The organism is Marinobacterium sedimentorum (assembly GCF_024267675.1).
In the GTDB taxonomy this organism is placed as follows: domain Bacteria; phylum Pseudomonadota; class Gammaproteobacteria; order Pseudomonadales; family Balneatricaceae; genus Marinobacterium_A; species Marinobacterium_A sedimentorum.
In genome coordinates this window covers 22,526-46,582 of the sequence record NZ_JALDYX010000032.1, presented here as the reverse complement: position 1 = coordinate 46,582, position 24,057 = coordinate 22,526, and the positions used below count along the sequence as shown (strand labels likewise).

The 24,057-nt window shown below is 59.7% G+C and carries 26 protein-coding genes; 18 read left to right on the top strand and 8 right to left on the bottom strand.

Features of this window, described 5'->3' with window-relative positions:
* Window positions 1–47 precede the first annotated feature (47 nt).
* From ftsA to MRS74_RS19735, 3 genes are all read right to left on the bottom strand, one after another.
* A complete protein-coding gene (gene ftsA, locus MRS74_RS19745) occupies window positions 48–1,307 on the bottom strand; it encodes a cell division protein FtsA (RefSeq protein WP_254581994.1) in 1,260 nt (419 codons plus the stop codon).
* A gap of 450 nt (window positions 1,308–1,757) precedes the next feature.
* Entirely contained in the window at window positions 1,758–2,423 is a 666-nt protein-coding gene (locus MRS74_RS19740) for a gamma-glutamylcyclotransferase family protein (RefSeq protein WP_254581993.1), read from the bottom strand.
* Between the two features lie 6 nt (window positions 2,424–2,429).
* Window positions 2,430–2,780: a hypothetical protein gene (locus tag MRS74_RS19735; protein WP_254581992.1), complete on the bottom strand. Its 351-nt coding sequence runs from the start codon at window positions 2,778–2,780 to the stop codon at window positions 2,430–2,432.
* Between the two features lie 207 nt (window positions 2,781–2,987).
* Between MRS74_RS19735 and MRS74_RS19730 the strand changes: the two genes are divergently transcribed.
* Window positions 2,988–3,296, top strand: a complete 309-nt coding sequence (locus tag MRS74_RS19730; protein ID WP_254581991.1) for a hypothetical protein — start codon at window positions 2,988–2,990, stop codon at window positions 3,294–3,296.
* Between the two features lie 230 nt (window positions 3,297–3,526).
* A complete protein-coding gene (locus MRS74_RS19725; RefSeq protein WP_254581990.1) occupies window positions 3,527–4,168 on the top strand; it encodes an O-methyltransferase in 642 nt (213 codons plus the stop codon).
* Between the two features lie 22 nt (window positions 4,169–4,190).
* On the opposite strand, the gene MRS74_RS19720 is transcribed toward MRS74_RS19725, so the two are convergent.
* The 3 genes from MRS74_RS19720 to MRS74_RS19710 all read right to left on the bottom strand — a co-directional run bounded on the left by MRS74_RS19720 (window position 4,191) and on the right by MRS74_RS19710 (window position 6,746).
* Entirely contained in the window at window positions 4,191–4,784 is a 594-nt protein-coding gene (locus MRS74_RS19720; protein ID WP_254581989.1) for a DUF3501 family protein, read from the bottom strand.
* Window positions 4,785–4,824: 40 nt separating this feature from the next.
* The gene (locus MRS74_RS19715; protein ID WP_254581988.1) at window positions 4,825–6,165 is read right to left on the bottom strand and encodes a heterodisulfide reductase-related iron-sulfur binding cluster; all 1,341 of its coding nucleotides are present in this window, start codon (window positions 6,163–6,165) and stop codon (window positions 4,825–4,827) included.
* A gap of 161 nt (window positions 6,166–6,326) precedes the next feature.
* The gene (locus MRS74_RS19710) at window positions 6,327–6,746 is read right to left on the bottom strand and encodes a rubrerythrin family protein (protein WP_254581987.1); all 420 of its coding nucleotides are present in this window, start codon (window positions 6,744–6,746) and stop codon (window positions 6,327–6,329) included.
* A 140-nt stretch (window positions 6,747–6,886) separates the two neighbouring features.
* Here MRS74_RS19710 and MRS74_RS19705 point away from each other — a divergent pair, with 140 nt between their 5' ends.
* From MRS74_RS19705 to MRS74_RS19665, 9 genes are all read left to right on the top strand, one after another.
* Window positions 6,887–7,810, top strand: a complete 924-nt coding sequence (locus MRS74_RS19705; RefSeq protein ID WP_254581986.1) for a hydrogen peroxide-inducible genes activator — start codon at window positions 6,887–6,889, stop codon at window positions 7,808–7,810.
* Window positions 7,811–7,833: 23 nt separating this feature from the next.
* Window positions 7,834–10,152: an intermembrane phospholipid transport YdbH family protein gene (locus tag MRS74_RS19700; protein WP_254581985.1), complete on the top strand. Its 2,319-nt coding sequence runs from the start codon at window positions 7,834–7,836 to the stop codon at window positions 10,150–10,152.
* Window positions 10,153–10,201: 49 nt separating this feature from the next.
* Window positions 10,202–10,402 carry a YnbE family lipoprotein gene (locus tag MRS74_RS19695; protein ID WP_254581984.1) on the top strand — a complete coding sequence of 67 codons (201 nt, stop codon included), beginning with the start codon at window positions 10,202–10,204 and terminating at the stop codon, window positions 10,400–10,402.
* Window positions 10,403–10,412: 10 nt separating this feature from the next.
* A complete protein-coding gene (locus MRS74_RS19690) occupies window positions 10,413–10,754 on the top strand; it encodes a YdbL family probable chaperone protein (RefSeq protein ID WP_254581983.1) in 342 nt (113 codons plus the stop codon).
* Window positions 10,755–10,791: 37 nt separating this feature from the next.
* Window positions 10,792–11,304: a disulfide bond formation protein B gene (locus MRS74_RS19685; protein ID WP_254581982.1), complete on the top strand. Its 513-nt coding sequence runs from the start codon at window positions 10,792–10,794 to the stop codon at window positions 11,302–11,304.
* Between the two features lie 9 nt (window positions 11,305–11,313).
* The gene (locus MRS74_RS19680; protein WP_254581981.1) at window positions 11,314–12,354 is read left to right on the top strand and encodes a lipid A deacylase LpxR family protein; all 1,041 of its coding nucleotides are present in this window, start codon (window positions 11,314–11,316) and stop codon (window positions 12,352–12,354) included.
* 59 nt (window positions 12,355–12,413) lie between these two features.
* Window positions 12,414–13,343, top strand: coding sequence for a 2-hydroxyacid dehydrogenase (locus MRS74_RS19675; RefSeq protein WP_306422016.1), 930 nt, complete (start codon window positions 12,414–12,416; stop codon window positions 13,341–13,343).
* A gap of 163 nt (window positions 13,344–13,506) precedes the next feature.
* Entirely contained in the window at window positions 13,507–14,463 is a 957-nt protein-coding gene (gene cbpA / locus MRS74_RS19670) for a curved DNA-binding protein (RefSeq protein ID WP_254581980.1), read from the top strand.
* Window positions 14,460–14,762: a chaperone modulator CbpM gene (locus MRS74_RS19665; RefSeq protein WP_306422015.1), complete on the top strand. Its 303-nt coding sequence runs from the start codon at window positions 14,460–14,462 to the stop codon at window positions 14,760–14,762. Before cbpA ends, MRS74_RS19665 begins: the two co-directional genes overlap by 4 nt.
* Window positions 14,763–14,942: 180 nt before the next feature.
* On the opposite strand, the gene MRS74_RS19660 is transcribed toward MRS74_RS19665, so the two are convergent.
* Window positions 14,943–16,331: a diguanylate cyclase domain-containing protein gene (locus tag MRS74_RS19660; protein WP_254581979.1), complete on the bottom strand. Its 1,389-nt coding sequence runs from the start codon at window positions 16,329–16,331 to the stop codon at window positions 14,943–14,945.
* Window positions 16,332–16,475: 144 nt separating this feature from the next.
* On the bottom strand, window positions 16,476–16,931 hold the full coding sequence (locus MRS74_RS19655) for an EVE domain-containing protein (protein ID WP_254581978.1): 456 nt from the start codon (window positions 16,929–16,931) through the stop codon (window positions 16,476–16,478).
* Between the two features lie 193 nt (window positions 16,932–17,124).
* On the opposite strand from MRS74_RS19655, the gene MRS74_RS19650 reads away from it, so the two are divergent.
* The 7 genes from MRS74_RS19650 to MRS74_RS19620 all read left to right on the top strand — a co-directional run bounded on the left by MRS74_RS19650 (window position 17,125) and on the right by MRS74_RS19620 (window position 24,038).
* On the top strand, window positions 17,125–18,186 hold the full coding sequence (locus MRS74_RS19650) for a LacI family DNA-binding transcriptional regulator (RefSeq protein WP_254581977.1): 1,062 nt from the start codon (window positions 17,125–17,127) through the stop codon (window positions 18,184–18,186).
* 118 nt (window positions 18,187–18,304) lie between these two features.
* Window positions 18,305–19,294 carry a TRAP transporter substrate-binding protein gene (locus MRS74_RS19645; RefSeq protein WP_254581976.1) on the top strand — a complete coding sequence of 330 codons (990 nt, stop codon included), beginning with the start codon at window positions 18,305–18,307 and terminating at the stop codon, window positions 19,292–19,294.
* Window positions 19,295–19,363: 69 nt separating this feature from the next.
* Complete coding sequence (locus MRS74_RS19640) at window positions 19,364–20,005, top strand: TRAP transporter small permease (protein ID WP_084783800.1); 642 nt, start codon at window positions 19,364–19,366, stop codon at window positions 20,003–20,005.
* Window positions 20,002–21,321: a TRAP transporter large permease gene (locus tag MRS74_RS19635; RefSeq protein ID WP_254581975.1), complete on the top strand. Its 1,320-nt coding sequence runs from the start codon at window positions 20,002–20,004 to the stop codon at window positions 21,319–21,321. Before MRS74_RS19640 ends, MRS74_RS19635 begins: the two co-directional genes overlap by 4 nt.
* A gap of 15 nt (window positions 21,322–21,336) precedes the next feature.
* Window positions 21,337–22,281, top strand: coding sequence for a 2-hydroxyacid dehydrogenase (locus MRS74_RS19630; RefSeq protein ID WP_254581974.1), 945 nt, complete (start codon window positions 21,337–21,339; stop codon window positions 22,279–22,281).
* A 2-nt stretch (window positions 22,282–22,283) separates the two neighbouring features.
* On the top strand, window positions 22,284–23,195 hold the full coding sequence (locus MRS74_RS19625; RefSeq protein WP_254581973.1) for a sugar kinase: 912 nt from the start codon (window positions 22,284–22,286) through the stop codon (window positions 23,193–23,195).
* Window positions 23,196–23,258: 63 nt separating this feature from the next.
* Complete coding sequence (locus MRS74_RS19620; RefSeq protein ID WP_254581972.1) at window positions 23,259–24,038, top strand: 2-keto-4-pentenoate hydratase; 780 nt, start codon at window positions 23,259–23,261, stop codon at window positions 24,036–24,038.
* Window positions 24,039–24,057 lie beyond the last annotated feature (19 nt).

Genomic DNA, 24,057 nt, shown 5'->3' with positions numbered 1-24,057 from the left:
ACACCTGCCCTGTTTTACGTTATGGACTTCTGTGCAACGAACAAAAACTAAAAATTACCCTGAAACCAGGATTTCATGCGTTCCATCATGCCCGGCTGTTCGGTGACTGCAATCGGCTGTGGCTCGCGCCTTGACGCTTCACCCTGGCCTGAATAGGCACCGTTATAATTCTGTCTGGCATAAAGCAGCAATCCCTGGACGGTGGCATACACCGGGTTACCCAGAATGTCTTCCATGCCATGAACACCGGTGGGGCTGGCGAGCCGCACCGGAATATGGAAAATCTCCTCCGCCAGCTCAACCGCCCCTTCCATCTTGGCGGTACCACCGGTCAGCACTATGCCCGCGGCCACCAGATCCTCGAAACCGCATCGACGCAGCTCCGCCTGAATCAGTGAAAACAACTCTTCGTAGCGCGGCTCCACCACCTCGGCCAGAGACTGGCGAGACAGGCTGCGCGGCGGCCGCTCGCCGACACTGGGAACCTTGATGGTCTCATCGGCACCGGCCAGTTGCGCCAGGGCACAGGCATATTTGACCTTCAGCTCTTCCGCGTTCTGAGTCGGTGTGCGCAGCGCCATGGCGATATCATTGGTAACCTGATCACCGGCCACCGGAATCGACGCCGTATGCCGAATGGCACCGCCGGTAAAGACCGCAATGTCGGTCGTGCCGCCACCGATATCCACCAGGCAGACGCCCAGATCCTTTTCATCGTCGGTCAGCACCGAATAGCTCGATGCCAGCGGCTGCAGCACTATGCCGTCGACATCCAGGCCACAGCGGCGCACGCATTTTTCGATGTTCTGCACTGCATTGATCGAACCGGTCACCAGATGCACCTTGGCTTCCAGACGCACACCCGACATCCCGAGAGGCTCCTTGATGCCCTCCTGGTTATCGATCAGGTATTCCTGCGGCAATATATGAATGATTTTCTGATCAGCCGGAATGGCCACGGCCCGAGCGGCATCAATCACCCGCTCCAGGTCCTGCTCGGTCACTTCCCGGTCGCGCACAGCAACAATGCCGTGGGAGTTAAGACTGCGGATATGACTGCCGGCGATACCCACAGTCACGGAGTGAATCTTGCAGCCAGCCATCAGCTCGGCCTCTTCCACCGCCCGCTGAATGGAACTCACGGTGGACTCAATATTGACGACCACACCGCGTTTCAAACCACGCGAAGGCTGGGCCCCTATTCCGACCAGTTCAATACGCCCGTTCGGATCCATCTCGCCCACCATGCAGACTACCTTGGAGGTGCCGATGTCGAGTCCGACAATCATATTGTTAGGGGTTACCATCTTGCCATCATCCGCTGTAGATTAAGTGCGTATAGAAAGGCGTTTTGATTAAATATCGCAAGAACCACGCCAACTTCAATCGACCTTTTGCTAACTGCAGTCATAGCAAGAGATTGAAACAAAATGTACAAAAAAACAACAGTACTTACCACCTTTATATCGGCAATGTTTTACCGAGGTTTAGCAAAATTCTTTGTTTTTCAGTCGTCTAGTTTTTTTCAACGGCAAAGTTTTGCCGCCCCCGCGACTAATTAACTCACCAGTTTTTGAGGAATGATTAAAATAAAAATCAAGAATCAATATTGATAAATAAAATAAATATCAATACTGTGTTTTGATTAACCACAAATAAATCAAAATCAATTTTTGATTTATCGAGCAATGTATCAAAAACCGATTTTGATTATATAAGCCACAAGATTTGGCTAAAAACTTATTGAGCCGCGGCGCTCAGCGCGCCCGATAACTGTAAACGTCCCCGTTCCCCTGCCATTGCAGCGGTGGTTCAAGGGTACTCAGGTATTGGCGAATACTGGTGCAACCATCTGCCAGAAAACTGCAGTCCAAAAAGTTATCCAGCACCGCCTGCCCCTGGGTGGCTGCCGCCTCAAGACAGAAAACGAGGTAACGTGGAAAGGGCAGAATATCATCGCGCCACAGCGGGCCGCTGTAATACTGCCCCACGCGGCGATAATACTCCGCCGGCGTCACGCACTTGTTGAGGCGGTAATCGATGTCCGTGCTGCTGGTACAGATACGCCCCTGAACGGGCATACCGGCCTCATCCAGCGCCCTGACATCGGCCCAGCGATAACGGTGTTCGCGCTCGTAGAGGGCGGGGAAATCCGCCTCGGGCACGTCAAAGGCCGAACAGATAATCTCGCTACCCGGCATCATTTCGGTGGAGCAGGAGGCAATCTCCAGGCTTGCAGGATCAGCGCCGTGACGGCTGAAAAACACCACCCCGACCTTGTTGAAAATGCGCCTGTAACCGGGAAGACGCACCCGCCTGAAGCCGGTGAGACGCGGTACCGTTTCCAGCGCCGAGCGCTGCGACAGCAAGGAGCCGTATCCCAGTACCGTGATCAAGCCTTCGCTTCGCGCCACAATACCCATCGGTCACTACCAGTACATGTAGAGCGTTGCGATTGATGCCAGCACCAGCGGTGCCATCACAAAGAGTGTGCGCACATTGCCGAGCAGTGGCTGCAGCAGCACCAGATGCAGCACCGGGAAGGTCAGGAAAATGCACAGCAGCGGAATCCACCAGTCCAGCAGGCGAAAACCATAGGCCATGGCCCCCAGCAAGGTCAGCGCGGCGAAGTTACCGATCATCACCACCCATAGCGCGCCGTTGCGCTGCAGCGCGAACTGCGGTTTCTGCTCATCGGGCAGCTTGTTAATGGCCCCGGCACTGAGGGCCGCCGACATGGAAACAAAACCGCTGAGCAAGAATAATACGAGGGGTTCCAAAGGCTAGGCTCCTGTGAGGTCATGGACGGCCGCATTGTACGGGATTTGCCGCTTTATCCCCAGTCCTTGAGCTGCATGACACAAAGCCCGCTTTTGCACCCCAGGCGCCCTCCCGCGCCCTCCCCTGCCTCCCCCGGCATCGACCTCGCAAGCCTGGGTTGTTACCTGGCTGGCAAATAGAGCGCCTATCATTGGAGAAAGGGCATCATGGGCATGAAGGCACTGAACCTGAACGAACATATCCTGGTCATCGGCTGGGACCCGCACCTCGAGAACCCGTTGCCGGGTGAAATCGAATTCGTGCCCGTGTCGGCCTACAACGACCCCGCCGACAGGCAACGCTGCTGCATTGCCTATTTTCGCGACCAGTCCCTGAGCCAGTTGCTGCAGCACCACTGCCCCAATATAGAGTGCACCCCCTCGGTAGCGGTGGAGCTGATGCTCAAGGCCGACGGCGAGCCGGAGGTAAATCCGCCGCTGGAAATGGAGCTGCACCCCGGCGCGCTGATCTACTAGATTGCACCCCGGCGCATCCGCGACTTTAACTGGACGGCGCTGACACAGCCTTGAGTGAAAGGGAGGCAGCCCTGCGTGGGACAAGGGCCTTGAGCGGGAGGCAGCCCTGAGCCGCAACTACCTGCGCCCCCAGGCGCAGCATCGCTGTGCCGACATACCGGGAGCCCTGCAGGACGGCAAAAAACAAGCTAGAATAACGCCCCCTTGCAAATGACAGTGCGCGCCTTGCCATGACCGACTTTCTTGTCCACGAAGCCATTGAAGACTACGCCTTTATCAGCACAGGCGCAGAGCCTGCATTACTGCAGGAACTGATCGATGCCACCAACGAAAACATGGGCTGGCCGCAGAAACTGTCGGGCCGGCTGGTGGGACGCACGCTGAAAATGCTGGTGGCGCTGGCGCAACCCAAAGTTGCGCTGGAAATCGGCATGTTCACCGGCTATTCGGCACTGTCGATCGCAGAGGGCATGCCCGACGATGGCCGCCTGATCTGCTGTGAAACCAACCCGCGGGCCATTGAATTTGCCCAGGGCTTTTTTGATCGCAGCGAGCACGGCCACAAGATCGAGGTGATCTTCGGCCGTGCGCTCGATACTCTGGAAACCCTGGATCTGGAGCTGGATTTCAGCTTTATCGACGCCGACAAGCGCAGCTATCTTGAGTACTACGAACGCGTCAAGGCCATGACCCGCCCGGGCGGGCTCATCGTGCTGGACAACATGCTCTGGTCCGGCAAGGTCATTCAGCCGGAGTCCGATATCGACGATACCCTGGTGGAACTCAACCGCCGTATCGCCGCCGACCCCGATGTGGAAAACATCTTCCTGACGGTACGCGATGGCGTCAACGTGGTGCGCAAGCTGCGTTAATCAAAAACACCTGGCTGCGCCATCAATGCCGCGGCGCCAGATCCCCCTGCAGCGCGCGCTGCAGTCCGCGCTCAATCAGCTGGCCGGCAATGCTGCAGGCCGGATGATCGACACCGGCATGCAGCGCCCGGCCCCGCGTGGCGGCGCTACGCATCGCAGGCGTTAACTCGAAACGCAGAAAGTGCACACTGGAAGTCTTCTCGTCGTTGCTGCGCTCCATATCCTCATCGGCAATGGCAAATACCGGCTCCAGCGTGCCCACCTGTATCCAGACGCGGTGTTCGACACCCACCATCGCCTGCAGACGCCGACGCCGCTCCGGCACATCGGCAATTTCGATCATCAGCGTCGCCTTCCAGTTCGAGCCATCGGGAATCAGCGGATTATAGGCCTCGAGCTCATCCCGAATCTCGGCCTCCTCAAACAGTTTTTCGATGCGCAGCATTTCCTGAACCTGATACTGCACCGTGGTGCGATCCTCGAACAGCAGGCGCAGATGCTCACCGAGCTGCAGCTCACGATCGCGTTTGTGGGCCATCACCCGGGCGCGAAAATCACCGCGCATGCGGGCATAGGTTTCCAGTGGCCAGAGATCCTGCGGGGTCAGTTTGTCCATGGTGGGACTCCAGTCTGTACAAAGAGATAAAAGAGCAGCATCAGATGCCGTAGGCCTTGCGCAACAGGCTGATGGGGTGTTCGGCATGATCGACCCCGGCGCTCAGGTGGGCAATGTGGGTCGCGGCCATGGGACAGTCACTGGCAAAGTGATCCGCCTGCTGCTGCTCCACCTTGCGCACCACCGGGCGGGCAATTTTTACCGACTTGTCGCGGGTCTCGGTGCGCACGGCATAGGTGCCGTCATGGCCGGAACAGCGCTCAATCGCATGGACCTGGGTGCCCGGCACCAGACTCAGCACATCGCGGGTTTTAAGGCCGATATTCTGCACCCGCAGATGACAGGCCACCTGGTAGCTGATGTCTCCCAGCCCCTGGGTGAAGTCCAGCTTCAGCCCGCCCTCGCGGTGCCGCAGCCACAGATACTCAAACGGGTCAAAGAAGGCGGCCCGCACCTTCGCTACCTCCGCATCATCGGGAAACAGCAGTGGCAGCTCCTGCTTGAACATCAGTACACAGGAAGGAATGGGCGCGATCAGATCAAAGCCCTCGTCCACCAGCCGGGCCAGCAATGGAATATTGAAGTCCCGCGCCCGGGCAACCGACTCAAGATCGCCCAGTTCCATCTTCGGCATGCCGCAGCATTTTTCCCGCGGCACCATCTCGATATGGATATCGTTGTGCTGATACACCCGGAACAGATCCTCCCCCAGTTCAGGGCTATTGTAATTGCCATAACAAGTGGCAAAGAGTGCCACCTTGCCGGTTGTACCATTGATCTCCTGAGGGCTCAGCGTCTGCCGCAGCGGCGCAACGCGCTTGCGCAGGGTCTTGCTGTGATATTTGGGCAAGGGCGCTGCATGGTGTACGCCCAGAGATTTCTCCAGCAGGCTGCGAAAACCCGCGTTGGCGTTCATGGCATTGACGGTCACATCAAGCAGCGGAATCGACGCCAGCGCACCGACAGAGTCGGTACTGGTCAGCGTCAGATCCCGCCAGGACGCCCCCGCCTGCTGAAAATGCACCGCCTTGGCACGCAGCATCAGGTGCGGGAAATCCACATTCCATTCGTGGGGCGGTACATAGGGGCACTTGGTCATGTAGCACAGGTCACAGAGGTAGCACTGATCCGCCACCTTCATGTAATCCGCCTTGTCGACGCCGTCCACCTCCATGGTGTCGGACTCGTCCACCAGATCAAACAGGGTCGGGAAGGCATCACAGAGGCTGACGCAGCGCCTGCAGCCGTGGCAGATATCGAACACCCGCTCCAGCTCCTGGTTCAGCGCCGCGCTGTCGTAAAAAGCCGGCGACTGCCAGTCGATCGGGTGGCGGGTGGGCGCCTCCAGGCTGCCCTCGCGCGATTTCTTGCTCTGGCTCATGGCTCAGTTTCCTGAAAGTTAGCCGCGATCTGCTTATGCCAGCACTTGCTGGTGTGCCACTGATGGGAGCACTGATGGAGAGCACCCACAAAGAATGGCCGTCCTTCTCTCATGGACCGGGAGAGCACCCGACGGCACTCTTCCCTTCTGCGCTGCCCCGCTCAGCCATCCAGGCCGTCGAGGGCTTTCTGGAAGCGGTTGGCGTGGCTGCGTTCAGCCTTGGCCAGGGTTTCGAACCAGTCGGCGACTTCCTCGAAACCTTCCTCACGGGCGGTTTTGGCCATGCCCGGATACATGTCGGTATATTCGTGGGTTTCACCGGCAATGGCGGACTTGAGATTCAGCCCGGTGGCACCGATCGGCAAGCCGGTGGCAGGGTCCCCCACTTCTTCCAGATATTCCAGGTGACCATGGGCGTGGCCGGTTTCACCTTCTGCGGTGGAACGGAACACAGCGGAAACATCGTTGTAGCCTTCAACATCCGCCTTGGCGGCGAAATACAGATAGCGGCGGTTGGCCTGGGACTCACCGGCAAAGGCGTCCTTGAGGTTTTGTTCGGTCTGGGAACCTTTGAGCGACATGACGCACCTCCTGACAGGGATAGGAAAACGCTGACTCAGGGGACGCATGGCTCTTGCTGCCGCACGCCCTGGTTAAAAAGTAGGCGGCGAACTAGAATCTGTACAATAGATAAATTCTCATACAATGATCGAAAATTCCGATGGCCCACCCGCCGACCCTGAAGCAACTCAAATACCTCTGCGCCGTGGCCGAGCAGCTGCACTTTGGTCGCGCCGCCCGTGCCTGCCATGTGTCGCAATCCAGCCTCAGTGCCGGTATTGCCGAGCTGGAAGCGCACCTGGGCGTGGTGCTGCTGGAACGCAACAACAAGCGCGTGCTACTCACCGACGTGGGCGCGGCGGCGGTGGCCCGCAGCCATCAGGTCCTTAATGCCGTGGATGATCTGGCCGCCCTGTGCGAACAGGCGGTGCCGCCCCTGAGTGGCCGCATGCGTCTGGGGGTTATCCCCACCATCGCTCCCTTTCTGCTGCCCGGCCTGCTCAACCGCCTGCGCGCCGCGCATCCACAGTTTCAGCTCTATATCCGCGAGGACCTGAGTCAGCATCTGGTGGATGCGCTGCACCAGGGCGATCTGGATCTGTTGCTGCTGGCCATTCCCTTCCCGGCCGATGCGGTCCAGTGCATGCATCTGTTTTACGATGGCTTTGTGCTGGCCTGCCCGTCGCAGCATCCGCTGAACCGGGTTGAGCGGCTGTACACCCGGGATCTGGCCGGGCAGGATTTGCTGCTGCTGGAAGAAGGCCACTGCCTGCGCGGACACGCCCTCGCCGCCTGCCAGCTCACCAGCGCAACCCTGTCGGTGCCCTACCAGGCCACCAGCCTGAATACCCTGGTACAGATGGTGGCAAACGGCATCGGTATTACCCTGCTCCCCCGCATGGCACTGGAAACACCCATACTCGCCGGCACCGATGTGCAGACCCGTGAATTTGCAGAAGCAGGCGTGCAGCGCTCCATCGGCCTGATGTGGCGCCGCCAGGCTGCCCGGGCTGATGAATTCCGCCTGCTGGGTGAATTTATCCAGCAATATAGAGTCCCTGCTATCAGCCCCACCCTGCCCTGAGGGCACCCGACTTCGGAGATTCAATGCGCCCTGCAATCTGGCTTCTGACTCCCCTGCTGCTGCTCGCACTGCTGTACGCGCTGCTGCCCAGGCTCGCCAGTTACAGCATCGAGCGCTGGCTGCAGGCCCATGGCATAGAGCAATCGCATATCGAATTGGACTACCCGGGCTGGAACCAGCTGCAGGTTCGCAGCCTCAGCCTTAGCCAGCAGCAGAACGGCCAGCGCATCACGCTCGACTCAGGCCCCGTGCTGATCGACTACGACCCGCTGGATCTGATCGGCCAGCTGCACCTGAACAGCCTGCGCATCTCCAGCCTCAAGCTGCAGCTGCAAACGCAGCCTGGCACCACTCCTGACTCAGCCCCGCTGGATCTGCGCCCGCTGCTGCCCGCGGTCTGGCTCGCGTTGACACCGGCTGACCGGCTGCAGATCGGCCAGCTTGATTTCAGCCTGCAGGCCCAGGGCCAACCCAGTCGCGGCCTGCGCGGCAACATCGACCTGCACCAGGGCCAACTGCACAGCCGCATGCAACTATTTGAAAACGACAGTGCCCTGGGCTGGCTCGATCTGGCACTGGACCAGGACAACCGCTTTGAACTGCGCCTGCTGCAGCATAACGATGCCCTGTACCAGGCCCATGGCGAACTGCGACTCGGTGCCGGGCAACTGGAGATTCAGCTGCAGCAGTCGCTTGAACTGGCCGGAGCCCTGCGCTGGCTGCAACAGCTGCCCAGCCCCCTTTTACTGGGCGAGCAGTTCTCCGCGCAGCTGTTATCCGACGAGCTGCCCGCCATAGAGGGCCGTATCGAGTCCAAGGGGCTGCTGCGCCTGCCCCTGGTACTTGAAAGCGACCTCTGGCTGCAGCAGATAACGCTTGAGCAAAGCCTGGGCGGCGCACTGCTGCTTGACCTGAACCGGCCTGAAGTGCAGCGAGTGCAACTGCCACTGGACGCCAATCTGAGCCTCGCTGCAGGCACACTGAGTCTCGGCCTGGCCGCCGGCAGCCGCGCCGAACTCAGTGGTCTGAGCCTTCCCGGGTTCGCACCCGTGCGAGCCAGCGCGCAGCTGCAGGGCCCGCTGCAATTGTCCAGGCGCCTGGACGAGCCCGATCCTGCGCCACTGCAACTACCCGCCTTTGAGCTGCTACTGCAAAGCCCTGCGCTACAGCACGCCCGCGGCACACTCAAGCTCAGCCCGGCCAGGCTCGATATCAGCCAGCTAGACCTGCAAGAGTACAGCGCCGCTGGCCGACTGCGTATCGCCGAGATCAACTGGCAGATGCCAGGGCAGCCCCTCCCCTCGGTGGCACTGGACAGCCGCTTTGAACTGAAAGACTCGGTGCTCAGCAACCGCTTTACGCTGAACCTGGCCGACCCGGCACTGAGCCTGGAGGGCCACGCCAGCACCCATCTGTCACCCTTTGTCAGCGATATCCACTGGCAGGCCAGCCCGCTGGCACTGCGACAGGCCGAACGCCTGTGGAGCCGCTACTATCCCCCGGCGCCACCGGAACTCAGTGTCAGCGCAGGTATACTGCACCATAACGGCAGCGCCAATCTCAGCAGTCGCGGGCTCGCACTGCGCCTGGAACAGCACAGCGACCAGGTCGCCGCGCGCTGGGGCGCCATTGAACTGCAGGGCCTCAATTGGCAGTCCAGTACCGAGCTGCGCCACAACGGCCTGCTGCTCCACCGCGGGCAGGTGCAGGTCGAGCAGCTGGATACCGGCTTCCCGCTGCAGGCCATTGCGCTGGACTACAACTATCAGCAAACGCCGGCACAGACACCCGTGCTGCAGCTGAACAGCCTCACCGCGCAGCTGCTCGGCGGCGCCCTGGCGCTTGATTCAGTTGCGATAAATCCCCTGTCCCCCACACTGAGCACAGAACTGAGACTGCAGCACCTGCAACTGGCAAAGGTGCTTGAGCTGCAGCAGCAGAAAGGTCTCAGTGGCGAAGGTCTGCTGTCCGGTCAACTGCCGCTGACCTTTGATGCCAGCGGGTTGCAGGTACGGGATGGCCAGATCGCCAGCGAAGGCCCGGGACAGATTCGCTTTGCCCCCGATGCCAAGGTCGCCGCCCTGGGCCAGGCCCACCAGGGCATGGCCATGGCGCTAAAAGTGCTGAAAAACTTTCAGTACGAAGCGCTGTCGGTCAAGCTGCAATACGATGCCAGCGGCGCGGCCCTGATGAATACTCGGCTACAGGGCAGAAACCCGGACTGGAATAATGGCAGACCGGTTGATTTCAGCATCAATATCGAACAGAACCTGCTTAAACTGCTGCAGACGCTGCAATTTACGGACAAATTGACGGAATCGATCGAGAAGCGCTACCGTTGATAGCTGACTCGCAGTCACAGTATTGGCGAGCCCTGGAGGAGAGACGCACATGTACCTATACCGATTAATGCCCGGGGCCTCGCTGCTTACGGCCAGCCTTCTGCTCGGCGCATGCACGCCAACCGTGCAGGTCGCCTTGCCCACTGAGCCGATCACCATCAACCTGAACGTCAAGATTGAACATGAAATCCTGGTCAAGGTTGATAGGGAAATCGATTCCCTGCTCAAAGAAAACAGCAATCTCTTCTAAGGACGTTGCCATGAACAACACGCTTAAATCACTGCTGTCACTGATTGCTCTTACCGCCAGTCTGCTGGCGACATCTGCCTGGGCCCTGTCACTGGATGATGCCAAAAGTCAGGGGCTGGTGGGCGAGCGCAGCAACGGCTATCTGGGCATAGTCGTGAACAATCCGTCCGGTGACGTCAAGGCACTGGTGGCAGACATCAACAGCAAGCGCAAGCAGGCCTACCAGGAAAGCGCCAGCAGTGCGGGCGTTGAACTGCAGATCATTGAGCTGCGCATCGGCCAGCGTCTGCAGCAAAAAACCAGCGGCGGGCAGTATATTCAGACCGAGGGTGGCGCCTGGCAGCGCAAGTGAGCCGCACAACCGTTGAACTGAAACGAAAGGACAGCGCGTGATTCCCAAGTCTGACACCTCCGGCATGTCATATCGTCTGAGCAACTTTATCGGTTTAAGCATCTGCGCCGCTGCGCTGGTCTTTGCCCTGCTCTACCTGCAGCGGGAACTGGGGCTGGAGTCCTGCCCGCTGTGCACCCTGACAAGGTTCATTTTCCTCTGTCTGGCGCTGCTGTTTGGCATAGGCTGGATACTGAATCCCAGGCCCTGGCTGCAGCGTCTGCTGTCGGGGCTGAACCTGCTGCTGCTCATCGCAGGTCTGGCCACCAGCCTGAAACATGCCTGGATCAACGCCACCGCCACGCCGGACTGCACAGCAGACACCCCGCCTGATGCCCTCTCAGCACTGCAATCCATCACCCAGGCCCTGGGGGATACCTGCGCCAGCGGCACGGACTGGAGCCTGCTCGGCCTGCAGGTGCCGCACCTGTCCCTGTTGCTCTTCGTCGTTCTGCTGGTGCTGGTGTGGCAGCAACTGCGCAAGAAAAGCCGCCGCAGCTATTTTAACTGAGTCGACCCCATGCGAATCAAAGCCTTACTCGCAGGCCTGTTGTCATTACTGCTGCCTTGGTCCGTGCAGGCCGCAGACGATGATGCACCCTGGACCTACAACTTCTACCTGGAAAACGACCTGTTCGCTCAAACCGATCAGAACTACACCAACGGAATCCGCTTTTCCGCCGTTTCACCGGATATCGACAACTTCCTCTATGACCCGCGCCTGCCCAACTGGGTACGGGAGGTCAACGACTGGTTCGAGCCCTTCTATCCAGTACCGGAATCGCGCATTGACGAGGTTCGGCGCAATATTGTGCTGACGCTGGGTCAGCAGATTTTCACTCCCGAGGATAGTACTAGTACCGCCCTCGACCTCAACGACCGCCCCTATGCCGCCTGGCTCTACGGGGGCGTGGGTTATCACGCCAAGACCCGCAACAAGCTCAACTCGGTAGAACTGAACCTGGGGGTCGTAGGCCCGGCCGCATTAGGCCAGCAAGCGCAGGATTTTATCCACGACCTGCGCGGCTTCGACAAATTCCAGGGCTGGGACAACCAAATCAAGAATGAGCCCGGCCTGCAGCTGGTCTACGAACACAAGGAACGCAGCCAGACCAAAAAACACCCCTCGGGGCTCGGCCTCGATTTCATCTGGCACGGCGGCGCCAGCCTTGGCAACGTCGCCACTTATGCCAACGTCGGCGCAGAGCTGCGCGCCGGCTGGCATCTGCCCGATGACTTTGGCACGTCCGCACTGCGCCCCGGTGGCGACAACAGTGCACCGGGGCGCCGCGACCCGCGCCACTACGGTAGCTGGGGCCTGCACGGTTTTATTTCCGTCGATGGCCGCTGGGTACTGCGGGATATTTTTCTGGATGGCAACAGCTGGCGCAACAGCCATTCAGTCAGCAAGGAGCGGCTGGTGGGTGAAGCGGCCATCGGCGTATCCGCCATCTTCGAGCGCTGGAAACTATCCTTTGCGCGGGTACACCGCAGTCGCGAATTCGACGGCCAGCCCAGCGGCCACAGTTACGGATCCCTGTCAGCGTCCTATAACTACTGATAAAGCCCGGCGCCAACTCCTTTTTACTTGCCGGCCTAATAACAACAGGGAGTCGGATCATGAATATTCTGTTCTACGGCCAGGGACTTGCGAACGATGGCTGGCTAGAGGCGATGCGCACCACCTGGCCCGACTCTGATATTCAACTCTGGTCAGCGCAGCTGGATACACGCTGGCAGGCTGACTATGCCCTGCTGTGGCACCCACCGGTCGAACTCTTCGCCAGCCAGCACCAGCTGAAAGCCATTTTCAACCTGGGTGCCGGCGTCGATGCCCTGCTACGCCTGCCGGGGCGCCCCACCGAAGTACCCATAATAAAACTGCGCAATGCCGGAATGGATCCCTGGATGTTCGACTATATCCACTACGGCGTGCTGCATTTTGGCCGCAACTTCGACCACTACCGGCGCCAGCAGCAGCAAAAACTGTGGCAACCCCATGCCAGCCAGGCGCCCAACACCCGCTGCATAGGTGTGCTGGGGCTGGGTGCCCTGGGCCAGACAGTGGCACAGCGCTTTCGGCAGCTGGGTTATCGGGTGCAGGGCTGGAGCCGTGGCCCCAAGAGCATTGAGGGCATCGATACCTACTCGGGGCTCGAACATCTGGGTGCTTTTCTCGGGCGCTGCGATGTGCTGGTCAACCTGCTGCCGGGCACAGAGGAAACCTGCAACCTGCTCAACGCCAGCCGCCTGGCACAGTTACGCCAGGGGACTGTACTCATCAACGCAGGACGTGGCACGACGCTAGACCCAGACGCGCTGAATCATGCGCTGGACAGCGGGCACCTGCGTGGCGCCTTGCTGGATGTGTTTCACGCCGAACCACTGCCAAGCGATCATCCGCTCTGGGCAAGATCCGATGTCATCATCACACCCCATATAGCCGCACCGACGCTGATTGACGAGGCGCTGCAGCAGATCGCCACGGATATGCAATCGCTGGAGCAGGGCCTATTCGTACCCCATGTCGATAGCGCCCAGGGATATTGATCAGCCCCCTGCCCGCCGCGCACGCCACCGCACACCTGGGGGGGCGCCGGGCCAGATCCACATCAATCGGGTAAATTATCCCTAAAGCACCCGCCCGCGCCTAACGTTCTCGACTACAGTGTCTCAATAGGGATCTATAATGACCCGCCGAGGCAGCAGTGCTATGGAGTTTAAAGACTATTACAAGGTTCTCGGTGTCGCTGCAGACGCCGACAAGCCCACCATCAAGAACGCCTACCGCAAGCTGGCACGCAAATATCATCCCGATGTCAGCAGCGAATCCAATGCCGAAGCCCAGTTCAAGGAGGTCGCCGAGGCCTACGAGGTCCTGAAGGATGCCCAGAAACGGGCGGAATATGACGAACTGAAACGCTATGGCCGCCATGGCAAGACGTTCGAGCCTCCGCCAGACTGGCAACCATCAAGCGGATTCGGCGACAGCGGTCACACCACCTTTTCCGGCGACTTCTCGGACTTTTTTGAATCGATATTTGGTGGTGCGCAGCAACGTCAGCAGCCGTATAGCGGGACAGAACGCGGTTTTGAGCGCCGTGGCCATGACATAGAACTCGACCTGCCCGTCTTTCTTGAGGACACCCTCTCGGAAGAATCCATGCCCGTATCCTTCGAGGTGACCGAGCCCGGCGCCAATGGCCAGCTGACCCGGCGGAAAAAGCACCTGAACGTGAAAATTCCGGCCGGTGTCGGCGATGGCGAGCGCATTCGCCTCAAGGGTCAGGGAGCCCCCGGAACGGGCGGAGGACCCGGCGGTGATCTGTATCTGCGGATCCGTCTTGTACCTCACCCACTGTTCGATGTCGAGGGACACAACCTGGTTATCACAGTGCCGCTTGCCCCCTGGGAAGCCGCTCTGGGCGCCAAGATCGAGGTACCGACGCTCACCGGCAGAATCCACCTGACCATTCCCGCCCAGAGTCAGACCGGCCAGCGCCTGCGGGTCAAGGGAAAAGGCCTGGTTGGCAAGGGACACAAGGGCGATCTCTTTGCGGTGTTGAAAGTCATGATGCCGCCCGGCAGCGATGACAAGATTCGCCAGCAGTGGCAGCAACTGGCCGAATCGGCGTCCTTTGACCCCAGAGCCGAATGGAGCAAGCGATGACCCCGCAAATGATTGAAATGACCCTGGACGAGTTCATACACGCCTCTCACCTGCCCAGCGATACCCTGCGGCGAATGATTGAGGCCGGCATCCTTGACCCGCACGCGGATACAGCCGGTGACTGGCGTTTCGAATTTCAGATGGTGTTTACTGCCCGGCGGGCATTACGCCTGCACCGTGAGCTTGAGATTGACTGGTCCGGCATTGCACTGGCACTCGATCTGCTGGACGAACTTGAGCAGCTCAGGTACGAAAACCGCATGCTCAGGCAACGCCTGGGGCGGTTTACGGATGGCTGAAAATCGCACCTGAAAACGGGCTGATCCTGACACCACTGTTGCCGGCACGCTACGCAGCTTCAGTTCATGCCTCCGACTGTCCGCCAGCGCCCTCAGTGCATTCAGATGGTTCTGCGCTCCGGACACTAACGCCAGAGGCAGACTCCCAGCATCCAGCAGGCTTCGGTCTGTAACTCAAGCCTATGGCACCGCGGTGCCCACCTGCGCACTGCGAGCGACAGCCCTGAGGTTTTCCTTCATTTCGTACATGCGGCTATCCGCCAGCGCCATCAGCGCATCCAGGCTGTCGGCCTCGCGCGGATAGAGCGCCCAGCCCATGCTGGCCCCCACGACAATACTCTGACTTTTATAGCGCACCGGCACCCGCAGGGCGACCGATAGCTTTTGCAGTACCGCATCCACATTCGCTGCCAACTCGATGCCCGGCAGCAGCAATACGAACTCGTCGCCGCCGGTACGCGCCACCGTATCCACCGCTCGCAACGCCAGGCGCAAGCGCGAAGCGGTCTCCTGTAGCACCTGATCGCCGGCATGATGGCCATAATGATCATTCACCGGTTTGAAACCATTGAGGTCGACGTAGCAGAGGGCAAAACCACTGTCATTGCGCCTGGCCTGGGCGATCAGCTGATTGGCGCGTTCAAGCAAAATGCGCCGGTTGGGGAGCCCGGTGAGGGAATCGACCGAGGCCTGGTGACGGGCACGACAAAATACCCGAATAAGCTGCAGCAATAGCGCCACTATGGCCAGCAGCAGTCCGTACAGCAACCCCCTCACCCGCATGCTGGAATGACCCTGCCCGCTGTAGTCAGGCACAACCGCGATTTCCCACTGGCTGTGACGAAAATTAACGGGCTGCGTCAGCACCGCGGGATTTTGAAACACGCCCGCCGGGCCGAAAAACTGCTCACCCCCGGCCCCCTGACCATCGGTTCCGCGCAACGCGATACCTCTGGGGTTGTCATTCAGACCCGCGGCGCCCAGCAGGGAATCCATGTCGATTACAATCGACACCATTCCCCAATAACGGCTGTCCTTGCCTTCATCGATAAATATCGGGCTGCGCGCAATCAGGCCACTGCCGCCCTGAATAAGCGGCAGTGGCCCGCTCACCAGCATGTCACCGTGCTCCATCGCGCGTTGAATGGCCGGCCACTGTTTGGAATCCTGGGTGTAATCAAGTCCGAGGGCGGCTTCATTGCCGGTGAGCGGATAGACAAAGCGAATGATATTGTCCGGCGCCAAACCAATATTGCGAATATGATCACTGCCACGCACGATGTAGGGCGCTACCACGGCCAGCTCCGCCGGCGTCGCATTCGGGCGCGCCACCAAATAAGCCGTCAGGCCCCGGGTCAGATAGAGCACCGAATTGATTTCGCTTTCGAGCCAGGCACGCAGCTCCGACAACTGTATCTGGGTTTCCAGCTGCGCCGACTCACGATCACGCTCGGCGGCCAGACGCGCCACGTATTCTGTTCCCAGTATGCCGCTGAGCACCACCATCAGCACTCCTAGATACGGCAACAGCAACCCACCGAACGCCTCCCTGGCCTTGCGAATGATCATGCGTACTGGTGCTCCCTGTCACAACGATTTTGCCCGATCTAAACTGCTGCGAGCCGCACAGCGGCCCGCAGCAGTTCAGCCAGAGCACTTTTTTATTTCAGTATACCCAGCAAGAGTCGGAATAGTATTCAGAAAAATCAGCAATTAGCGTAACTCTAGTACAAGCTGCCACTGCGCGGCGCTGACCGGCTGCACCGAAAGCCGCCCCTGGCGCAAAAGCGTCATATCGGCCAGCGCCGCAGTCGCCTTGAGCTGGCGCAGCGGTATGACCCGGCTGAAGCTCTCACGCAACCGAATATCCACACAGAACCAGCGCGGTGATCCCGGGGCCGCTTTCACATCGAACAGGGCATGGGAGGGCTCAAACTGACTGGGGTCCGGATAGGCTGCGCGTACCACTTCGGCAACACCGGCAATACCGACCTGCTTGCAGCTGCTGTGGTAAATAAACACCTGATCACCGACACGCACCTCATCACGCAGAAAATTGCGCGCCTGATAGTTGCGTATTTCATCCCAGCGCGCCGTCTGATCAGGCGACTGGGCCAGATCATCAATGCCAAACACATCCGGTTCAGACTTGAACAACCAGTATTGCATCCCGCTCAGCTCCCGTTGTTACACCGGACAATAGTATACCGCAGCCATCCATCGACGGCCGCCATGAAGCACGGCATCACCCCAACTGGCGGCGACACCACTGAGCCGCACCTTAAAGAGCCCGTCACAGGAGGGCTTGACTTCGGCATTTAATCGATTAAACTCCAATTTAAACGATTAAACGGCGATTATAATGACGACAATAACCGACCCGAAAAAACGTGCGACCATCAAGGATGTTGCCCGTGTCTCTGGTACCTCTTCGGCAACCGTCTCGATGGCGCTGCGCAAAGATCCCCGTATCAGCGAAGAAACACGCAGGCGCGTCGAGACAGCCGCAGTTGAAGTCGGATATGTCTATAACCGCAGTGCCGCCAACCTGCGTAATCAATCTTCAGACATCATCGGCCTGGTGATCGGCGATATCGCCAACCCGTTCTTTGCCCAGTTGTCCGCCGGGGTCAATGAAGTGTTGACCGAAGCCGGCAAGATGCTGTTCCTGGCCAGTTATAACGAGGACCCGGAACGCCAGGCATCGTTACTTTCACGCCTGAGCGAACAGAGTGTCGATGGAATTCTGCTGTGCCCGGCCTTCGGTACTGACCCTGCCATGGTCAACACCCTGCAGCAGTGGCAGATTCCCTGTGTTCAGCTGCTGCGCACCCTGCCGGATTCGCCCTTTGACTATGTCAGCACCGATTACCGCAGCGGGATCGACCAGATCTGCGAGCACCTGATTGCCCTGGGTCACCGTCATATTGCCTTTGTCGGCGGTGACCGGCTGCACTCGGCAACCCTGGAACGACACCAGGGCTTTATTGATGCCCTGCAACGGCATGAGCAGGACGCCAGCCTGATTTTTCACATCGAGCCCAGTCGCCGCAGTGGCAGGAGTTTCGTCGAAACCTTGCGCCGCGAACATCCCGAGGTCAGCGCGGCGGTCTGTTTCAACGACGTTACCGCCTTTGGCATGATGGCCGGCCTGCGGCGCCTTGGACTGGTGCCCGGCAGGGATTTCGCGATCACCGGATTCGACAATGTGGAAGAAGCCGAAGATCGCATACCGGCCCTGACCACCATCGACTCCCATGCGTTTGAAATGGGTCGCAGGGCGGCGCACATGTTGCTGGCCCGCATGGAATTTCCAGATCAACCCAGGCAGCAGCATATTCTGCCGGCGGAACTGATCATACGCGGCTCCTGCGGCAATAGCGGCGCCCTCCCCAGCCCCGAGCTGCCTGGCGATAGGCGCTAACCCAGAGCGCTTCACCCAATAACCTGAATTGCCACACCCGATAAGCCGGCGCCAGCCGTTATCGGGGCAATACCCCTGTGCCTGAAACACTCTTGAACCAATGGAGAAGATAAAAATTATGAAAACCTTCATTAAAACACTCTCGGCCAGCCTGGTCGTCGGTGCGACCGCCCTTACACTGACAACCGCCGTCTCTGCAGCCTCCGTAACGCTGCGCTTTGGTCACCTTGGAGCCGAAGATACGGCCTATCAGGAGGGCGCGGTCAAATTCCAGCAACTGGTAAGACAGTTTTCCGATAACGACATAGACGTGCAGATATTTCCCAACGGCGTGCTTGGTGACGAGGGAGAGCTGTTCGAGCAGCAAATGGCCGGTGTACTGGATGTATCCATTATCAACCCCGGAAAAATCACCGATTTTTCCGAAACCGCCAACATCTTCAGCTTTCCGTTTCTGTACCGCGATGCCGCTCACTGGAACAACGTACTGAGCGGCGACCTAGGCCAGGAAATCAGTCAACGCATCCATGCGGAGTCCGGCGTGACGGTGATCGGTTACTTCGGCGGCGGCAAGCGGCAGATCGTCAGTAACAAGCCGCTGAACAGCCTGGATGACCTGCAGGGCATGAAGATTCGAGTGAACCCGACAGACCCGCTGATCGAAGCCTGGAGCGCACTGGGCGCACAACCGACCACCTTTGCCTGGAAGGAAATCTATACCGGTCTGCAACTGGGGGCCATCGACGGCCTGCTCAACGAGCCCGAATGGATTTACCGCATGCGTTTTCATGAGGTCGCTCCCCATATCGGCCTGTCTGAGCACGACATCACCGTGCGCCTGATGACGCTGTCCGGCAAGACCCTGGACAAGCTGTCAGCAACGCAGCAAACGGCTGTCAACCGGGCCGCCGCCGAGGCTTCGGCCTATGCCCGCCAGATACAGCTGAAACTGGATGCCAAATCCGAGGCGGACCTGGTTGCCGAAGGCGCCATTCTGTATCCACTGGATCGGGTCGAGATGAAACGCCGGGTACAGGCGCCGCTGCTGGCCGTGGCGAAGAAAATGGAGCTGGACGATCTGTATCTGCGTATTCAGCAGGCCGAATAAGCCGCTGCCGGGGCGGCAGCTTGCGTTGTGGCCCCGTTTCCAGTCTCACAGACTCACAAGGTAACTGGCATGATTTTTACTGATAACCTGAACGTCAGACGCGCAGGTTCGTTACGCCCTGCGCTGATCACACTGGAAGGCGTCAACCGGCACCTCGAACACGGACTGGAGCGGCTGCTGCAGGTGCTGCTGTTCGCCTTTGTCGGCCTGATCGCCTACCAGATCCTGAGCCGCAACCTGCCGGCCCTGCCGGTGATTTACTGGAGCGAAGAACTGGCACGCTTCAGCTTTCAATGGTCTATCGCCTTTGGCACGGCGCTGGGTGTACTGCACGCGGATCATTTTGTGCTGCACGCTTTCAAGCCCGGCCGGCGCGCCGACCGGGCCTGCCGCCTGATCGCCGAACTGGCCATGCTGGCACTGGCGCTCTACCTGATGATCTACGGCTACGAATTTGCGGACTCCGGCTGGCATCGCAAATCCACCGCAGCGCGCCTGCCCATGTTCTGGATGTACATCACCTTCACCACCTGCGGCAGCATCATGCTGCTGTTCTCGCTGCAGCGCCTGCTGGGACTCTGGCTGTACGGCTTTGCCTACCTGGAACGCCTTGGCGACACCAGCGCACTGAATCCGGACGGCGCCAGCGACTTCGACAACAAAAACCATAACGACGCCCGCAGAGACAGCTTACAGGAGCCAAAATCATGATCGAAGCCGACTTCTTCTGGCTCTTGCCCTGGGCCCTGTTCCTGCTGCTGGGACTCTTCATCACCATCGGCATCCCCATCGCCTTTGCGCTGATCGCCAGCGCCGTTGCCATCACCGTGCTGGACCCGCGCCTGACAAACTGGATCGTCTTCCAGCGCATGTACAACGGCATGGATTCCTTCGTGCTTCTGGCAGTCCCTATCTTTCTGCTGGCCGGCAACCTGATCAACCAGGCGGAGGTCACCGACAAGCTGATCCGTTTCGCCATGAACCTGCTGGGTCGCTTCAAGGGCGCCCTGGCCCATGTCAATGTGGCGGTAAGCATGATGTTCGCCGGTGTGTCGGGCTCATCCACCGCCGACAGCGCCGGGGTGGGGTCCATCCTGATACCCTCAATGAAACGCGAGGGCTATCCCACGGAGTTCGCCGTAGCCGTTACGGCAGCCTCGTCGGTAATCGGCATCATCATTCCGCCCAGCATCAACATGATCGTCTGGGGCGCGCTCACCAATACGTCCATCGGCGGCATGTTTCTGGCCGGGATTGTACCCGGCATCATGATCGGTCTGTCACAGCTGCTCACCAACACCTGGTTCGTGCGCAAACTGAAGATCCCGGTACAGGCGCCGGCCAGTCGCCGGGCACTGTTGATCTCCTCCAAGGATGGGCTCCTGGCAGCCGCTATTCCGGTACTGATTATCGGTGGCATTCGCTTTGGCTGGTTTACGCCCACGGAAGCTGCGGTCATTGCCGTGATCTATGCCCTTTTTCTGGGCTTTGTTATCTACCGCACCCTGAACCTGAGCAAGGTCATGCAGGCCAGCACCTCAACCATTCGCCTGTCTGCGCTTTCACTATTCAGTCTGGTGGCGGCATCCATCTTCGGCTATCTGATCTCGTTCTATGAGGTGCCCAACACCCTGATGGGCGGTATCACCCTGACCGATCCGGTCACCCTGATGCTGGTCATGACCCTGGTGATGCTGCTGATTGGCACCTTTATGGACTCACTGCCGGCCATGGCCATCATAGCGCCGCTGTTCCTGCCATTGGCGCTGCAGGCCGGCATACACCCGGTGCAATTCGGCATCGTCGGCGTCATGGCGCTGGGCTTTGGCCTGATCACTCCGCCCTACGGCCTGTGCCTGATGATCGCCTCCAAGATTGGCGGCATCAACCTGCTCAAATGCCTGGTACCGACCCTGATTTATCTCGGCGCCATGACCGCCGTCCTGCTGCTGATCATTGTTTTCCCGGAGTTGACCCTGGGACTGCCAGAACTGATGGCACCCGAACTCATTGGCATTCGTTCCTGACAGGAGAAACAGACCGTGAAACCTAGCATCGTAACACTCGCACAGCTGGCGCCCGCCGCCATCATGGAAGAACTGCAGGCCCGCTACGAAGTGCGGCACTTTGGGCCCGGCGGCGACCCGGCCGACCTCAGCGCGCTTGCCGGCGACTGCGAAATACTGGTCACTAATGGCGCCATCGGTGCCAGCACCGAGCTCATGGCGGCCATGCCGGCGTTGAAGCTGATCACTATCTATGGCGTTGGTCTGGACGCGATTGATCTGGAGTACTGCCGCTCACGGGGCATCGCCGTCACCTCGACACCGGGTGTGCTGACCGAAAGCGTGGCGGATCTGGCACTGGGACTGCTGCTCAGTGCCAGCCGTCGCATCGCCGAAGGCGACCGCTTTGTGCGCGCAGGCTGCTGGTCAGACGGCAAGCTTGGACTCGGCTGGAGCCTGCGCCACCGCAAGCTCGGTATTCTGGGCTACGGTCAGATTGGCCAGGAGATCGCCCGCCTAGCCCGGGCGTTTTCCATGGATATTTACTACAGCGACCGCGCTCCCAGGCCGGACCTGCCGGGTACCTTCATCGCCGATCCGGTCGAACTGGCGCAGACCGTGGATGCGCTGGTGGTCGCCTGTGCCGGCGGCCCGTCCACCGCCGGCCTGGTGAGTCGGGATGTCATGCGGGCACTGGGGCCAAACGGCCTTCTGGTCAATGTTGCCCGCGGCACTGTGGTGGATGAAAGTGCCCTGCTGCAGGCACTGCAGGCCCAAGAGCTGGGCGCCGCCGCCCTGGATGTGTTCGCCGATGAGCCCCGCGTGCCGCGAGCGCTGCTGGAGCATCCACAGTTGGTATTAACGCCCCACATCGCCAGTGCCACCGATCAGGCCCGCATGGCCATGGGGCGTCTGGTGCTGGACAACATCGCGGCCCATGTGGCGAATCACCCCCTCCCTACCCCGGTTCCAGGAGTCTGAGCATGTTACGTATAGCTTCAATCGGCGAATGCATGATCGAAATTCAGGACATGGCCGATGGCACTACCCGCCGCACCTTTGGTGGCGACACTCTTAACGTCGCCGTCTATGCCAAACGTGCACTGGGTGATCAGGCCGCTTGTGTCAGTTATGTCTCCGCCCTGGGCGATGACCCCTTCAGCCTCGAAATGCGCGACTTTATCGCCACTGAAGCCATCGATACCTCCACCGTGCTCAGCCTGCCCGGGCAACTGCCAGGGCTCTATGCCATTACGCTGGAGAACGGCGAGCGCAAACCCTGGTTCTGGCGCTCACAAGCCGCCGCAAGGCAGCTGGTGCAGGCACCGGCTTTCACCGAGCTCTGTGCGCGGCTGGAGGACTACGATGCGCTCTACTTCTCAGGCATTACCCTGGGCATCCTGGATCCGGACAGCCGTACCCGCTTGCTGACCTTTTTGGGACGCATGCGCCACGCGGGAAAAACCATCATTTTTGATACCAACTACCGCCCGCGACTGTGGCAGAGCCTGGCGGAGGCACAGCAGGCGGTGACCGATGCGCTGCAGGTATGCACCCTGGCACTGCCAACATTCGAGGATGAACAGGCGTTGTTCGGCGATGCCTGCGCCAGCGACACCATTGTCCGCATTCAGCGCAGTGGCGTTGGGGAAGTCGTCGTCAAACAGGGTGCCGAGCCATGCCTGGGCCGCTGGGCAGAATCCGACTTCGAGGTTGCACCCATGCAGGTATCACAGCCGGTGGATACCACGGCGGCGGGCGATTCCTTCAATGGAGCTTATATAGCTGCGCGCTTGAACGGCAAGAGCGCGGAACAGGCTGCCGCAGACGGGCATCGCATGGCGAGTCATGTTATTGGCTATCGCGGTGCCATAGTGCCAAAACTGCAACACTGATTCCGCCCGTAAAACCCAATAGGGTGAGGCCGACTTCTCACCCCGTCGATACAAGGACACACCATGTCTCTGACTGCACAACAAATTGAACAGGCCGCCGCACCGCTGCTTTCTGCGAGGCTGGAGCATACCCAGCTGAGCGAGCTGCCCTCTGGCTGCACGCCCGACTCCTATCAGGACGCCTATGCGATACAGGATGCGGTCTGTCACGCACTCTGGCTAAACCGCGGCCTGCGAATAAACGCCTGGAAAGCCGGGGCTGCCAATGCCAGCGTCACGCCCTTTGTGGCGCCCATCCCCCCCGATCGGGTATTCGACAACCACAGTACCCTGGCGGCTGCGGATTTCCATGAAATCGGCGCCGAGGCAGAGCTGGCCTATCGACTGGGGCGGGACCTGCCCGCACGAGATGCGCCCTACAGCGAAGCCGAGGTCCGCAGTGCCATCGACGGCATACAGGTCACCATCGAGATTATCGACAGTCGCATGCGACACTGGCGGGAACAGACGGCGTTCTGGCAGCTGGCCGACAGCCAGATGAACGGTGCCCTGATTGTGGGAGATCTGTATGCCGACTGGCAGAACATTGACCACAGCCAGCAGCAGGCTCTGTTACTGGTCGACGGCTCTGAGCACGTCAGCGCCACCGCCAGCAATACGGTGGGAGATCCGTTCAACATCATGACAGCGGCCATCAACGCCACGGTACAGCGTTTTGGCGGGCTCAGAGCCGGCGATCTGTTCAGTGCCGGCAGCTGGACCGGTACCTGTTTCGTTGAACCCGGTTGTGAAATCATCGCCCGCTTCCCGGGGATCGGGGATGCCAGGGTCAGCATCAGCTGATGCTGCTCAAACCCCGGCA

Bases quoted from the DNA above. Each gene is read 5' to 3' on its own strand.
- ftsA (WP_254581994.1), bottom strand. From the start codon at position 1,307: ATGGTAACCCCTAACAATATGATTGTCGGACTCGACATCGGCACCTCC.
- MRS74_RS19740 (WP_254581993.1), bottom strand. From the start codon at position 2,423: ATGGGTATTGTGGCGCGAAGCGAAGGCTTGATCACGGTACTGGGATAC.
- MRS74_RS19730 (WP_254581991.1), top strand. From the start codon at position 2,988: ATGGGCATGAAGGCACTGAACCTGAACGAACATATCCTGGTCATCGGC.
- MRS74_RS19725 (WP_254581990.1), top strand. From the start codon at position 3,527: ATGACCGACTTTCTTGTCCACGAAGCCATTGAAGACTACGCCTTTATC.
- MRS74_RS19720 (WP_254581989.1), bottom strand. From the start codon at position 4,784: ATGGACAAACTGACCCCGCAGGATCTCTGGCCACTGGAAACCTATGCC.
- MRS74_RS19715 (WP_254581988.1), bottom strand. From the start codon at position 6,165: ATGAGCCAGAGCAAGAAATCGCGCGAGGGCAGCCTGGAGGCGCCCACC.
- MRS74_RS19710 (WP_254581987.1), bottom strand. From the start codon at position 6,746: ATGTCGCTCAAAGGTTCCCAGACCGAACAAAACCTCAAGGACGCCTTT.
- MRS74_RS19705 (WP_254581986.1), top strand. From the start codon at position 6,887: ATGGCCCACCCGCCGACCCTGAAGCAACTCAAATACCTCTGCGCCGTG.
- MRS74_RS19700 (WP_254581985.1), top strand. From the start codon at position 7,834: ATGCGCCCTGCAATCTGGCTTCTGACTCCCCTGCTGCTGCTCGCACTG.
- MRS74_RS19695 (WP_254581984.1), top strand. From the start codon at position 10,202: ATGTACCTATACCGATTAATGCCCGGGGCCTCGCTGCTTACGGCCAGC.
- MRS74_RS19690 (WP_254581983.1), top strand. From the start codon at position 10,413: ATGAACAACACGCTTAAATCACTGCTGTCACTGATTGCTCTTACCGCC.
- MRS74_RS19680 (WP_254581981.1), top strand. From the start codon at position 11,314: ATGCGAATCAAAGCCTTACTCGCAGGCCTGTTGTCATTACTGCTGCCT.
- MRS74_RS19675 (WP_306422016.1), top strand. From the start codon at position 12,414: ATGAATATTCTGTTCTACGGCCAGGGACTTGCGAACGATGGCTGGCTA.
- cbpA (WP_254581980.1), top strand. From the start codon at position 13,507: ATGGAGTTTAAAGACTATTACAAGGTTCTCGGTGTCGCTGCAGACGCC.
- MRS74_RS19665 (WP_306422015.1), top strand. From the start codon at position 14,460: ATGACCCCGCAAATGATTGAAATGACCCTGGACGAGTTCATACACGCC.
- MRS74_RS19660 (WP_254581979.1), bottom strand. From the start codon at position 16,331: ATGATCATTCGCAAGGCCAGGGAGGCGTTCGGTGGGTTGCTGTTGCCG.
- MRS74_RS19655 (WP_254581978.1), bottom strand. From the start codon at position 16,931: ATGCAATACTGGTTGTTCAAGTCTGAACCGGATGTGTTTGGCATTGAT.
- MRS74_RS19650 (WP_254581977.1), top strand. From the start codon at position 17,125: ATGACGACAATAACCGACCCGAAAAAACGTGCGACCATCAAGGATGTT.
- MRS74_RS19645 (WP_254581976.1), top strand. From the start codon at position 18,305: ATGAAAACCTTCATTAAAACACTCTCGGCCAGCCTGGTCGTCGGTGCG.
- MRS74_RS19640 (WP_084783800.1), top strand. From the start codon at position 19,364: ATGATTTTTACTGATAACCTGAACGTCAGACGCGCAGGTTCGTTACGC.
- MRS74_RS19635 (WP_254581975.1), top strand. From the start codon at position 20,002: ATGATCGAAGCCGACTTCTTCTGGCTCTTGCCCTGGGCCCTGTTCCTG.
- MRS74_RS19625 (WP_254581973.1), top strand. From the start codon at position 22,284: ATGTTACGTATAGCTTCAATCGGCGAATGCATGATCGAAATTCAGGAC.
- MRS74_RS19620 (WP_254581972.1), top strand. From the start codon at position 23,259: ATGTCTCTGACTGCACAACAAATTGAACAGGCCGCCGCACCGCTGCTT.